Source organism: Anaeropeptidivorans aminofermentans, from assembly GCF_940670685.1.
GTDB classification, from domain to species: domain Bacteria; phylum Bacillota; class Clostridia; order Lachnospirales; family UBA5962; genus Anaeropeptidivorans; species Anaeropeptidivorans aminofermentans.
This window is the reverse complement of sequence record NZ_OW711693.1, coordinates 1,650,879-1,663,489: the sequence shown is the minus strand read 5'-3', so window position 1 is coordinate 1,663,489 and position 12,611 is coordinate 1,650,879. Positions and strand designations below refer to the sequence as shown.

Here is a 12,611-nt window from a genome sequence, read left to right as displayed (position 1 = left end):
ATCAAAATCAGGAGTAAACCCAAACATAGCGGCGAGGGAGTTTTAAAAATCCCTCGCCCAATTAAAATCATTTTATTTTTATCTGTAATTTTTCATTTTAATACCATACCAGTAAACTTCCTACAAAGAAGTAATAAAAACTTATTTGCTAACGGGCTTAAAAACACAGATTTTCTTCGGAAACTGTACATTTTTGATTCTGCGTGAATTACCGTTTTGTTACTGTTTAATTTAAAATTTGCTATACCTTGTTTATTTACCGCTATTGTTTTAGTTCTTGCGGCAAATCAACTATAAATCAGAGGTGAGAAAAAAACATGTTAAGATACATTATAAAAAGACTGCTTCAGATGATACCCGTTCTTCTTGGCATAACACTTATCGTCTTTACGCTCATGTATTTTACTCCCGGGGACCCTGTTCAGCAGATTCTTGGAGAAAATGCCAAGCCTGAAGACGTATTAAAGCTCAAAGAAGAACTTGGGCTTAACAAGCCTTTCTTTGAAAGGTTTTTTGATTATGTAGGGGGTATTGTTACAAGGTTTGATTTCGGAAACTCTTATGTTACGAGAAAAACCGTTGTAAGTGAAATCTTGGAACGCTTCCCAAATACTGCAAGGCTTGCGGTGCTGGGGGTTACGATTTCCATCATCATAGGTGTGGTCTGCGGCATCATAGCGGCAACAAGGCAATATTCCATATTTGATAATCTTGCGACAGCCCTTTCCTTAATCGGCGTTTCCATGCCCTCTTTCTGGCTTGGGCTGATGCTCATTCTTCTATTTGTTATAAATCTGAAGGTGCTTCCCGCTTCCGGTTCTTATGGCTGGCAATACTGGGTGCTTCCCGCCATCACCTTAGGCACAGGCGGCGCTGCCAGCATCATGCGTATGACCCGTTCCAGCATGCTTGAAGTCGTAAGACAGGACTACATAAGGACTGCAAGAGCCAAAGGCCAGTCCGAAAGAATCATTATATTAAAGCATGCCCTTAAAAATGCCCTTATTCCCGTTATTACCATAATCGGTATACAGTTTGGCAATCTTTTAGGCGGTTCCGTACTGATAGAGTCCGTATTCGCTATACCCGGCCTTGGAAAATATTCCATAGATGCCATCAAGCAAAGAGATTTTCCTGTTGTTATGGGAAGTGTACTTTTTATGGCTATCGTGTTCAGCTTTGTAAACCTTCTTGTGGATATTTTATATACCTATATAGACCCAAGGCTCCAGACCCAGTATAAATCTCATAAGAACGACAAGAAGGAGGACGAGCCCAATGAATAAAAAGCTTCCTAAACGCCAAGGCCCTTGGGCTGAGGTTTTCTCAAGATTTTTGAGGAACAAAATGGCTGTTTTCGGTATGATTGTCATTCTCCTTCTGATACTCTGCGCTATATTTGCTCCGATTATAGCTCCTTACGGAATAGATGAGCAAGATATTTCCATAAAACTGCAGTCCCCAAGCCCAGACCATTTATTTGGCACAGATAAATTCGGCAGAGATATTTTCAGTCGTGTCATATTCGGAAGCCGGATTTCCTTGCAGGTGGGCCTGATCGCCGTTGCTGTTGCGCTTTTTGCCGGCGGAACCCTCGGTGCCCTTGCGGCATTCTACGGCGGACGGATAGACAGCGTTATCATGCGGTTTATGGATATTCTCATGGCTGTTCCCGGAATGCTTCTGGCTATAGCCATTGCTGCCTCACTGGGGCCGGGATTAAGAAATATGATGATTGCCATAGGCATAGGCAATGTTCCCGGATATGCACGAATTGTAAGGGCCTCCATGCTTACGGTAAAAGAAAGTGAGTTCGTAGAAGCCGCCACATCTATAGGCGCAAGCAATTTCAGAATTATAACAAAGCACATTTTGCCAAATGCCATGGCCCCTATTATAGTTCAGGCTACCTTAGGCGTTGCCAGCAGTATCCTTGCCTGTGCTATGCTTTCCTTCTTAGGCCTTGGAATACAGCCGCCAATACCTGAATGGGGTTCTATGCTTTCGGGAGCCAGGGACTTTTTAAGAACTCATCCCTATATGGCTACCTTCCCGGGGATTTTTATTATGATGACAGTTTATGCCCTTAATGTTGTAGGCGACGGTATCCGTGATGCCATCGACCCAAGGCTTAAAGACTAGGGGGACAGTGATATGAGCGATAAAATACTTGAAATAAAAAATCTTAGAATACAGTATAAAACACGTTCCGCAACGGTAAAAGCGGTTAACGGAATTGATTTGACCATATATAAGGGCAAAACCCTTGGCCTCGTCGGAGAAACAGGCGCCGGAAAAACAACTACAGCCCTTGGAATTCTGCGGCTTATCGCAACCCCTCCCGGAGAAATATCCGAAGGAGAAATTTTCTTTGAAGGCGAAGACCTGCTTAAAAAATCCCAGAGTGAAATGAGAAAAATAAGGGGAAAAAAAATATCCATGATATTTCAAGACCCTATGACATCTCTAAACCCAATACTTACCGTAGGGGAACAAATCGCAGAGGTCATACGGCTCCATGAAAAAATAACGGTTCATGAGGCAGCCGCCAAAGCAAAGGAAATGCTTGAGCTGGTAGGTATTCCCGGGGAAAGATATAAAGAATACCCTCATCAGTTTTCTGGCGGAATGAAGCAGAGAGTTGTAATCGCCATCGCCCTTGCCTGCAGCCCCAAACTTTTGATAGCAGACGAGCCGACGACGGCCCTTGACGTTACAATTCAGGCTCAGGTACTTGACCTTATGAATAAGCTTAAATCAGACCTTAATACATCGATGCTTTTAATCACCCATGACCTTGGAGTTGTAGCTGAAATATGCGAAAACGTTGCCATCATGTATGCCGGTGAAGTCGTTGAATACGGAACTGCCGAGGATATATTTGAAAATGCAAGCCACCCCTATACCAAAGGGCTTTTTGGCTCCATACCGGACCTTGACGAGGATAAAGAAAGACTTTCACCTATTATGGGCCTTATGCCGGATCCCTCAAACCTTCCCGAAGGGTGCAGCTTTGCGCCCAGATGCCCGAATAAAATGGATATCTGTGAAAAATCCGGCCTTAAAAACACCCATTTATCTGATACCCATATTGTTCGATGCAGATTATTTCAAGACTTGCAGAAAGGGGGAAAATAGATGGCCCCATTACTTGAAGTAAAGGATTTAAAAAAGTATTTTAAAACCCCTAATGGAAACCTCCACGCTGTAGACGGCGTAAGCTTTTCTTTGGAAAAAGGAAAAACCCTTGGCGTTGTTGGAGAATCCGGCTGCGGAAAATCCACACTGGGCCGTGTAATACTCCATTTACTGGAACCTACAGGCGGCCAGATATTTTTTGACGGTAAAGATATTACAAGCCTTCATAAAGCAGGTCTTAAAGAAATGCGCAAGGATATGCAGATGATTTTTCAAGACCCCTACTCTTCCATCAATCCTCGTATGAAGGTTTCGGAGATTATAGGGGAACCTATGGACATCTATAAATCCTGCTCTTCTAAAGACGAAAGAGACCAGATGGTCCGCCAGCTGATGGATACCGTAGGCCTTGCCGAACGGGTTGCAGACTCTTACCCCCACGAGCTTGACGGCGGAAGACGCCAGCGTATCGGCATCGCCCGTTCTCTTGCCTTAAATCCGAGATTTATTGTGTGCGATGAGCCCGTTTCCGCCCTTGATGTTTCCATTCAGGCCCAGATACTTAATCTGATGCAGGACTTACAGAAGGAAAGAGATTTGACTTATATTTTCATCACCCATAATCTTTCTGTAGTAAAGCATATTTCAGATGATATCTGCGTTATGTATCTTGGAAATGTGGTGGAGCTTTGCGGCTCCAAGGAACTTTTTAAAAATCAGCTGCACCCTTATACGAAAGCTCTTTTATCTGCCATACCCAAGGCAAAGCTGAATGCTAAAAAAGAAAGAATCATATTAAAGGGTGAGCTTACAAGCCCTATCAATCCGAAGCCCGGCTGCCGCTTTGCCCCCCGCTGTTTATATGCAAAGGACATCTGCTTTAAAGAGCAGCCCAAGCTTTCAGAAGTTATGGAAGGACATAAGGTTGCCTGCCACTTTACAAAGGAGATTAACGGGCTGTAAAAAGCCTTTTCTCCTTATATTGGAATTGGCGCTCTGTCTCATTTCATATCTTTATATCTGGGGGAAAGATATAAAGCATTATTAAAGGACAGGGCACCAATATTTTAACAGGGAGTTCATATTATGGATAAAAGTTTTTTTAAAGAAGCTGTTTATGCCTATTTAGGCGGAAAAGAGCTTCCTCCTAACCAATGGGAAAATGCATTTAAAACCACGAGGCAGAAAATAAGCTTTAGAATATATAAGGAAAAAGCTGCTGACGCAAACCCTTATTATTTTTCCAGCAGTATTATGCATCGCTGCCTCTCGGCAGCATGGGAAATAATAAATTCCAGCGAAGAAAAATTGCCTTCAAAAGAGGAAGCCGAAATCCTGAGCCTTTCTCAATGTGGAAAGGACGACACCCTGTATAGGGATTTTTCCTTTTTTATTTCCCATGATATTTATACTATAATGCGGATTGCAGGCGGACATAGAAGCAGTATTATAAACGATACGGAAATCGATATTTCTGTTTTGCTTCTTTCCGGCAGATCCAAAGAAGACTTTATGAAGAAACTTCTAAAGGTATCATCAGATTTTAATGTTAGATTTATTGAACTTTAAAGGTTTATTTTCTTTATTCACATCTCAACATAGAAAGGAAGGATAAAATGACAGATAAATATGTAATTCCCCGTGAAAAAATAAAGCAGCTGGAATCTCTTTTAAATGAGCGGGATATTGATACACTTCTTATATTTTCAAGAGAAGGCTCCGACCCTATTCTGCCTTTTTTAATCGGCGAGGATACCATTCACCTGGGTGCTGCTCTTTTCAATAAAAACGGCCGGCATATCATGCTTACATCAAAATCCGATGAGAAAAAGTATTACGAATCCGGGATTTTTTCTAAAGTAAAAACCTATAACACAAGCATGGCAGAAGTATTTTTAAAAGAGCTAAACGAAATAAATCCCGGTAAACTTGCTCTTAACTTTTCTCTTGAAGATGCCATCGGGGACGGTCTCAGCGTAGGGCTTTATATGATGCTTGAAGAGCTGATTACAAAAGACAGGCTTCAAAAAATCGAAGTAAGCGGCGAAGAAATTATCAGAGAGCTTTGCTCCGTAAAAACCCAAACAGAAGTTGATTGCCTAAGACGCTGTATCCAAATAACAAACGATATTTATGATGAGGTTTTCACCAAAGTAAAATGCGGCATGAGCGAAAAAGAAATCGGTGACCTCTTTGTTGAGGGCATGAAGAAAAGAGACGTTATAAACGGCCTTGGAAAGCCTTACGACTATCCTATCGTCTGTATTGTTCGGGCAGGCCTTGCCCACAGAAGCCCCGGGGACACAAAAACCATTCCGGGAGACATTGTAATTATGGATTTCAGCGTAAGAAGCGAGGGCTATGTTTCAGATATTGCCCGTACAGCTTATTTTCTAAAGCCCGGCGAAACAGAGCCCCCCACGGATATCCAGCATGCTTTTCATACGGCCTATAAGGCCATAACCGCCGCCATCAATGAAATAGGCCCAGGCAAACGCGGCTATGAAGTAGATGCGGTGGGAAGAAAGGTTATTGAAGACGGCGGCTTTCCTACAGTCCGCCATTCCGTAGGCCACCCCATCGGAAGACAGTGCCACGACAGCGGAACAGCCTTAAGGCCTTTGAAAGAAAATCAAGACAACAGAGCTGCTGAAAGAAAAATACAGCTTATGGAAACCTATGCCATAGAGCCTACGGTTATTCAGGACGGCGGCCTTCCCTGCATGCTTGTTGAAGAAAACGTAGTCATCAGAGAATATGGCGCAGAAATTTTAAGCAGAAGGCAGGAAAAGCTTTATCTGATAACCTGTGAATAAAAGAGCTTAAAGCTTTTGGTTTTTTGCCTTTATTCATATAAGGAGAATTCATATGTACAGTGACGAAGCAAAAAAGGAATTGCTTGCTCTGTTTACGGAGCTTATTGCTATTCCATCGGAAAACCCCCCGGGAAATGAAAAACAGGCGGCGGAATTCATAAGAGATATCTTTCAAAAAGACGGTATAAAAACTGAAATCATTGAAAAAGAACCCGGCAGAAGCAACGTCTATGCCGAAATAGGCGACGGCGAAAAGCCGCCTATCCTTCTTTTATCTCATATAGATGTTGTTCCGGGTACGGGGGAATGGAAATTTCCGCCCTTTTCCGCCTATAACCATAACGGCATCATTTACGGAAGGGGTACTTTAGATACCAAGCATCTTACGGCTATGGAAATAATGGCCATGTTGCTTCTTAAAAGGTCCGGTATAACACTTAACAGAAAGATTAAGTTTCTGGCGACTGCCGATGAAGAAAACGGAAGCGCCTACGGCATGGAATTTATTGCAAAGGAGTATCCCGAACTCATGGCGGCGGAATACGTCATAAGCGAAGGCGGCGGCTTTGTAATTACTCAAAATAATAAAAAATTCAGAACCATTACCTGCGGAGAAAAGGGGGCCTGCGCCATGAGCCTCTTTTGGAAAAAAGACGATAATGTCTCTGTTTTTTCTGCCTCTGAAACCAAAGCCGGAAAGCTCCTTCAATGCCTTAAGGCATTAAGCGCCTATGAACCGGAGGAAGAAATCACCCCGCCTACAAGGCTTTTTCTTGAAGCAACCGAAGGCGTAATAGAAGATAAGACATTAAAAGACCTATGGCAGTATTCAACAAAAAGCTGTCTTACGATTAACGGCTTTGAATATATCGCTTCTAAGGAGGAGGAAGAGGAAAAAGGAAGCCTTCCCCTCACCTATAATTTTATCCACGGAACAACAGAGCAGGATATAAAAGAAATAATGGAGCATCTGCTTTCAGAAGCCAAGGGAGAATGTACCATAAACGGCATTTCGGAAGGCTATGAAAACAGCATGGAGAATCCTTTTATTGAAGCGCTTGAAGATATAAGCAATCAATATGACCCGGGCACAAAGCTATTGCCTATGATAGCCCTTGGCCGTACCGACGGAAGGTTTATACGGAAAAACGTATACGGTTATTCCCCTATGCTTGACGACATTCCTTTTTCAGAGGTTTTGAAAAAGGTGCATCAAATTGATGAATGCATCAGTGAAAAATCGCTGTACTACGGGGCAGAGGTTCTATACGACACCCTTTGCCGCCTTGTATAAGGTATTCGGGAAAATCTTTTTAACAGTAATAAAAAAATCTAAAGGAGGAGCATAAAAATGAATGATGTTGCAAAAGAAAAGCTTAATCAGGCCACTCAATATCTTGATGAATACGGCATCGACATGTGGCTGATTTTTTCAAGCGAAGGAAACGACCCTGCCGTAAGTCTTTTGACAGGGCTTAAAACAGTAGGCAGAACATTTTTCATTCTTACAAGAGAAGGAAAAAAATACGCGGTTTGCACTATTATAGATGCTCAAGAAAGCGAAGACAGCGGCCTTTTCCATGAAGTTATAAAATATCAGGGAGACCCTTCCAAATGTCTTTATGAGCTTATAGACAGGCTTTCCCCTGAAAAAATAGCAATCAATTACTCTATTGACGATAATCTTTGCGATGGGCTTACTTTGGGAAGATATCGCTATCTTTTAAATATCCTGGGAGAAAAATATTCTAAAAGACTTGTTTCATCTGAACCTATGCTTCAAAGAGTAAGAAGCATAAAAAGCAATGCTGAAATAGAAACAATCAAAAAAGCCATTGAAATAACCCAAGAAATATTTGAAGAGGTCTTTTCCCAGTTAAGGCCCGGCATTACAGAGTATCAGGTAGGAGAAATGTTTATAGACGGAATGAGTAAAAGAGGGGTTACTCTCGCTTCCACAAAAGACCTTTCCATGCCTATCGTAATGAAGGAAAGAATCGCCCACAGAGCGCCTGGAAACGCGGTTTTACAAGAAGGTGATTTTCTGATTATGGATTTTGGCATAGACTATCAAGGCTATTGCTCTGATATTTCCAGAACTGTATATTTCCTTAAAGAAGGAGAAGCAGATGCCCCCGAAAGATTTAAGGAGATTTTTGCCGCCGCCCATGGAGCCATTACGGAAGCTTTTAATACGGTTAAACCAGGTATAAAGGGCTATGAAGTTGATGTATCTGCAAGAAATTATCTTTTATCGAAAGGTATGCCTGAAATAACCCATGCAACAGGTCATCAAATCGGCCAGTTTGAACATGACGGCGGCACATTATTTGCGCCCCGCTGGGAACGCTACGGCTCGTCCCCTTACGGCATCGTGGAAAAAGGCATGGTCTTTACCCTCGAACCTACGATTTTAAATGATGAAGGCGATTACAGCGTTCTTTGCGAGGAAGATATTTTAGTTACTGAAAACGGTGCGGAGTTTTTAAGTAAAAGACAGAACGAACTTATCCTGATTGGAAAGAAATAAATATAAGTTTTTTTATATTTAAGGTTAATGACTATGGTGTATTCACCTATGCCGGTTTAAAACCGGCATAAGCAAGTGTTAAATAAAATTTTTAAGAAATTATATTTTTGAACACCCCTAAGTTTCATTACTATAATAATTATTATCTTTACTTTTTTACAGCAAACTATTAACATAATCTGTAGGCCTATGGGGTATACAACGAGTTGGATACCTTTCCTAGATATAAAAAAGTACCGATACATATGGATAGCAATAAGTAAGGCCCTTCGGGAAAGACCTACCCCATGCCTAAAAAAGAAATTATAAAGGAGATAATCATTAAATATGGTAAAAGATAGTTTTAAAAAATATTATGATTTATTTAAACCTGTTATGATAGCGATGCAGTCGCTGATAGGCGACAGTTCCGAATTTATACTTCATGATTTAAGCGAGCTCCAAAACTCCGTAACTTTAGTAGTGGGCAATATAACAGGCAGACAAATCGGTGCCCCTACGACAAACTTAGTTATGGAGGCCCTGGAAAAATACGGAGATCAGGCAGAGGATATGCTTGGCTATCTTTCTGTATCCAAGGATGGAAGACGCTTAAAATCCTACACAATTTTTATAAGAGACGAAAACGGCAAAATCGTAGGCTGCTACTGTTGTAATATCGACCTTACAGAATTTAATATCATGGAAAATTTCCTTAAAAATTTCTGTGCCATAAATGACCCTTCAGAAAATGAGAAGAAATCAAAAACAGAGGTTTTTGCTCAGGAAATTTCAGATGTTGTAGAAGACATCATCAAATATGAAATAAGCCGCTATGATAGGCCGGTCCCTCATATGAATAGAGCAGACAAAATACAGCTTGTTACCCTTCTGGAATCAAAGGGTGTCTTTGATGTTAAGGGTGCAGCAGATATCGTTTCCCATTATATGGGCGTATCCGTATTTACAGTTTATAATTATTTAAAGGAGATAAGGAGCAGCTACAGAAATGGACAAGCCCACAACATTGATGCCTGATACCCTTAGAGAAAATGAAAATTCTGCTCTTCTTATTTTATCCCCTGAAAACAGAAGATACCTCACGGGAATGAAAACGTCTTTCGGTGCCGTTTTAGCTGCAGGCAATAACGAAATATGGTTTTTTACAGATTTTCGCTATGCCCTTTCGGCTAAATCCCTATCTGAGAAAAAAGGCTTTCATTTTATTGAAGCAGACAGTATAAGCTTATACGATAAAATAAATGCCCTTATAGAAAGCCTTGGAATTAAAAGGCTTTTTATAGAGGATAACTTTATTTCTTATGCCCTTTTCAAAAAGCTCAGCCGCGAACTTAAGGCGGAGCTTTTTAGCTATGAAGGGATAATCGATGAAATAAGATATATAAAAACGCCGGAAGAAATAGCGCTTATTAAGGAATCTCAGTTAATAGCGGAAAAATCTCTAAAAAATACCTTGGATATTTTAAAGCCCGGGATTACGGAAAAAGAAGGGGCCGCCTACCTTACTTATGAGCTTTTAAAAAACGGCTCTGAAAATGGTGAATTTGGCATAATATTTGCCTCCGGCGAAAATTCTGCTATTCCCCATGCTGTACCCGGCGAAAGAAGGATTCAAAAAGGCGATTTCATTCTCATTGATTTTGGAGCAATCTATGAAGGCTACTACAGTGACATCACAAGAACCGTTGTCATAGGAGAACCTGCGGATAAAATGAGAATGATATATGAAATAGTTCTAAAGGCAAATAAAAGCGCTGTAAAAGAAATAAAACCAGGCGCTGCATGTAAAGATATTGATAAAAAAGCAAGGGAAATTATAACCCAAGCAGGCTACGGAAAGTATTTCGGCCATAATCTTGGTCACGGCCTTGGACTTAAGATTCATGAAGAGCCAAAGCTCTCCCCCGCATCAAGCCGCATATTGGAAAAAGGAAATGCAGTTACCGTTGAACCTGGAATATACCTTCCCGGAGAATTCGGAGTAAGAATAGAAGATTTGATTTGTGTTACTGAAAAGGGTTATGAAAATCTGACAAGCTTTCCTTCGGAACTTTTAGTTTTATATGGTTAGGCAGTGTCCGAAAAGTCTCAAATTTAATCTGTTTTGCCATAAAAATATGACTTTATCATCAAAAAAGAATTTTCTGCTGCACAAAAACGGCTCAGATTTTCGCTTTGTGAAAACCGCACTTTGTGCATTCAGATATCTTTTCGATTCTATCTTCGAACTTCTGGATTTTTGACTGTTCAAAATAATCGGAACAGGTCCGCTATTTCTGCGTTTTTTTCCTCAGAAATTTTGCTTCACAAAATTCCAAGCATTACGCTTAACGTTCGAACTTCTTTCCGATTCTACTCGAATTCACGTTTTCTTGCAAATAACACATTAAAAGCTTTAAAGCTTATAAATGTACTTCTTATGTAAAACATAAAATAAACTTTAGTTTATTTTGTATTCTTGTCGGTTTTTCTATTTACAAACAATGCCCAGTATAAAAAGGAGGAAGAAATGGATTACCAAAATAGAATAAATACTATAAGAAAATATATGGATACAACGGGTGCCGACCTATTCATAACTACGCCCGATGCCAATACGGAATATTTAACGGGAATCCCCCGCTATGGAAGCGGCCATACCAGAGAGCGCCAGCACAGCATAGAATACTCCTGCCTTACTGTTACTGAAAATTCCCTAAAAGCATTTATGCCTCATTTGAAAACATTAATTGCAAAAGCAAAGCTTGGAAATACAAAAACCAACGTAGATTTTGTTCCTTTCCCCGATGGGGACACAGAAGGTGAAGCCCTTATAAACGAGCTTTCAGCAATGGGTCTTAAAGGAAAAACCGCAGGCGTTACCAATGACGTACCGGCGGCCTTCATTCTTTTACTGCAAAACCGCCTGAATATGAATGTTATAAATCTTAACCAAGCCATTTATGACATGCGAAGCATTAAAGACCCTGATGAAATAAAAATAATGAAAGAAGCCGTGGAAATAACCGACAATGTTTATAATGCTTTGATAGATGCGATTATTCCCGGCGCTTCTGTTCGTGAACTTGAGCATTATATCGATATCCTTATCGAAAGATTTGGGGGAAGCCAATCTTCTTTTGAAGGCGAACTTAATGTCCACGGCCCAAAGGCAGGGCATTTTGTTGGATTTTCTCACGATACTATAGAAAAGGGCTATGTCCTCGGCCTTGATTTTGGGCTCATGTATAAAGGCTATTGCACTGATTTTGGAAGAACCGTATTTATCGGTGAGCCAAGCCAGGAACATATTAAAATTTATAATACAGTAAAGGCGGCCCATCACCTTTCCATATCCCTCATGGATCATTACCACAACGGAGAGGAAATAGACTGTGCCGCAAGAGATGCTATAGAAAACGCTGGCTACGGTAAATCCTTTATCCATAAGCTGGGTCATTCCATAGGCATGGACGTTCACGAAAGACCGTTTCTTGCAAAAGGAGAAAATAAAAATCTCGAAAATAATATGATTTTTGCTGTTGAACCAAGTATTTACATACCGAAAAGCTGCTTTATCAGACTGGAAGACCAGGTAATCGTAAGCCCTGACGGCGGTATCATCATGAGTAAAATATCTCATGATATAAAAGTTATCGGGTAGTTTATACTACAGCCTTTAATCCCCCTATGAAAACCTGACTGAAAAATAAAATAATTGTTCTTATTCATATAATTTGTTACCATATATAAGGTATATTAATTTATACTAAACGAAGATGAAAAATGATACAAACGCAAATTTATAAGTCTTTTTTATTATAAATTCTCATAAATAAAAACAAAACTGATTCACTACAAAACAATGACATAAATCCTAACCCGTTACTTCCTAGGTTCACAGGGCATATTTGGACCGCATCTGCCCTGTTCTCTAAGTTTATACCTTTTGTATTATTCAAAACATGGATTTCTGCGAGAATATAGTGAAATTGCCTATATACCAAGAAAAACTTATTTTTAACTCTATGTGAATATACGTTGTTTTCCTGTTTCACTTTAAACTTACTATAAATAACAAACAAGACTTCATCTCGGTTGACTATACAGCAAATTTAGTTCCAAAATAAATGCTCCGTATACAAAAT

Annotated in this window: 11 protein-coding genes; all 11 read left to right on the top strand. The window is 40.3% G+C overall.

Annotated elements, in window-relative coordinates:
* Positions 1–317: 317 nt before the first annotated feature.
* Positions 318–1,286, top strand: a complete 969-nt coding sequence (gene nikB / locus NBX03_RS06835; protein ID WP_250230003.1) for a nickel ABC transporter permease — start codon at positions 318–320, stop codon at positions 1,284–1,286.
* Positions 1,279–2,142 (top strand): ABC transporter permease, encoded by an 864-nt coding sequence (locus NBX03_RS06830; protein ID WP_250230002.1) that lies wholly within the window; start codon positions 1,279–1,281, stop codon positions 2,140–2,142. Before nikB ends, NBX03_RS06830 begins: the two co-directional genes overlap by 8 nt.
* 12 nt (positions 2,143–2,154) lie before the next feature.
* Positions 2,155–3,138, top strand: coding sequence for an ABC transporter ATP-binding protein (locus tag NBX03_RS06825; RefSeq protein WP_250230001.1), 984 nt, complete (start codon positions 2,155–2,157; stop codon positions 3,136–3,138).
* Positions 3,139–4,101, top strand: coding sequence for an ABC transporter ATP-binding protein (locus NBX03_RS06820; RefSeq protein ID WP_250230000.1), 963 nt, complete (start codon positions 3,139–3,141; stop codon positions 4,099–4,101).
* A gap of 123 nt (positions 4,102–4,224) precedes the next feature.
* Complete coding sequence (locus NBX03_RS06815) at positions 4,225–4,707, top strand: hypothetical protein (RefSeq protein WP_250229999.1); 483 nt, start codon at positions 4,225–4,227, stop codon at positions 4,705–4,707.
* 47 nt (positions 4,708–4,754) lie between these two features.
* A complete protein-coding gene (locus NBX03_RS06810) occupies positions 4,755–5,954 on the top strand; it encodes a M24 family metallopeptidase (protein WP_250229998.1) in 1,200 nt (399 codons plus the stop codon).
* A gap of 52 nt (positions 5,955–6,006) precedes the next feature.
* Positions 6,007–7,248, top strand: a complete 1,242-nt coding sequence (locus tag NBX03_RS06805) for a M20/M25/M40 family metallo-hydrolase (protein WP_250229997.1) — start codon at positions 6,007–6,009, stop codon at positions 7,246–7,248.
* 57 nt (positions 7,249–7,305) lie between these two features.
* Entirely contained in the window at positions 7,306–8,484 is a 1,179-nt protein-coding gene (locus NBX03_RS06800) for a M24 family metallopeptidase (protein WP_250229996.1), read from the top strand.
* Positions 8,485–8,811: 327 nt separating this feature from the next.
* A complete protein-coding gene (locus tag NBX03_RS06795; RefSeq protein ID WP_250229995.1) occupies positions 8,812–9,501 on the top strand; it encodes a helix-turn-helix transcriptional regulator in 690 nt (229 codons plus the stop codon).
* Positions 9,473–10,555: a M24 family metallopeptidase gene (locus tag NBX03_RS06790; RefSeq protein ID WP_250229994.1), complete on the top strand. Its 1,083-nt coding sequence runs from the start codon at positions 9,473–9,475 to the stop codon at positions 10,553–10,555. The genes NBX03_RS06795 and NBX03_RS06790 overlap by 29 nt, the downstream gene beginning before the upstream one ends.
* A gap of 438 nt (positions 10,556–10,993) precedes the next feature.
* Positions 10,994–12,127 carry a M24 family metallopeptidase gene (locus NBX03_RS06785; RefSeq protein ID WP_250229993.1) on the top strand — a complete coding sequence of 378 codons (1,134 nt, stop codon included), beginning with the start codon at positions 10,994–10,996 and terminating at the stop codon, positions 12,125–12,127.
* Positions 12,128–12,611 lie beyond the last annotated feature (484 nt).

Bases quoted from the DNA above. Each gene is read 5' to 3' on its own strand.
- nikB (WP_250230003.1), top strand. From the start codon at position 318: ATGTTAAGATACATTATAAAAAGACTGCTTCAGATGATACCCGTTCTT.
- NBX03_RS06830 (WP_250230002.1), top strand. From the start codon at position 1,279: ATGAATAAAAAGCTTCCTAAACGCCAAGGCCCTTGGGCTGAGGTTTTC.
- NBX03_RS06825 (WP_250230001.1), top strand. From the start codon at position 2,155: ATGAGCGATAAAATACTTGAAATAAAAAATCTTAGAATACAGTATAAA.
- NBX03_RS06820 (WP_250230000.1), top strand. From the start codon at position 3,139: ATGGCCCCATTACTTGAAGTAAAGGATTTAAAAAAGTATTTTAAAACC.
- NBX03_RS06815 (WP_250229999.1), top strand. From the start codon at position 4,225: ATGGATAAAAGTTTTTTTAAAGAAGCTGTTTATGCCTATTTAGGCGGA.
- NBX03_RS06810 (WP_250229998.1), top strand. From the start codon at position 4,755: ATGACAGATAAATATGTAATTCCCCGTGAAAAAATAAAGCAGCTGGAA.
- NBX03_RS06805 (WP_250229997.1), top strand. From the start codon at position 6,007: ATGTACAGTGACGAAGCAAAAAAGGAATTGCTTGCTCTGTTTACGGAG.
- NBX03_RS06800 (WP_250229996.1), top strand. From the start codon at position 7,306: ATGAATGATGTTGCAAAAGAAAAGCTTAATCAGGCCACTCAATATCTT.
- NBX03_RS06795 (WP_250229995.1), top strand. From the start codon at position 8,812: ATGGTAAAAGATAGTTTTAAAAAATATTATGATTTATTTAAACCTGTT.
- NBX03_RS06790 (WP_250229994.1), top strand. From the start codon at position 9,473: ATGGACAAGCCCACAACATTGATGCCTGATACCCTTAGAGAAAATGAA.
- NBX03_RS06785 (WP_250229993.1), top strand. From the start codon at position 10,994: ATGGATTACCAAAATAGAATAAATACTATAAGAAAATATATGGATACA.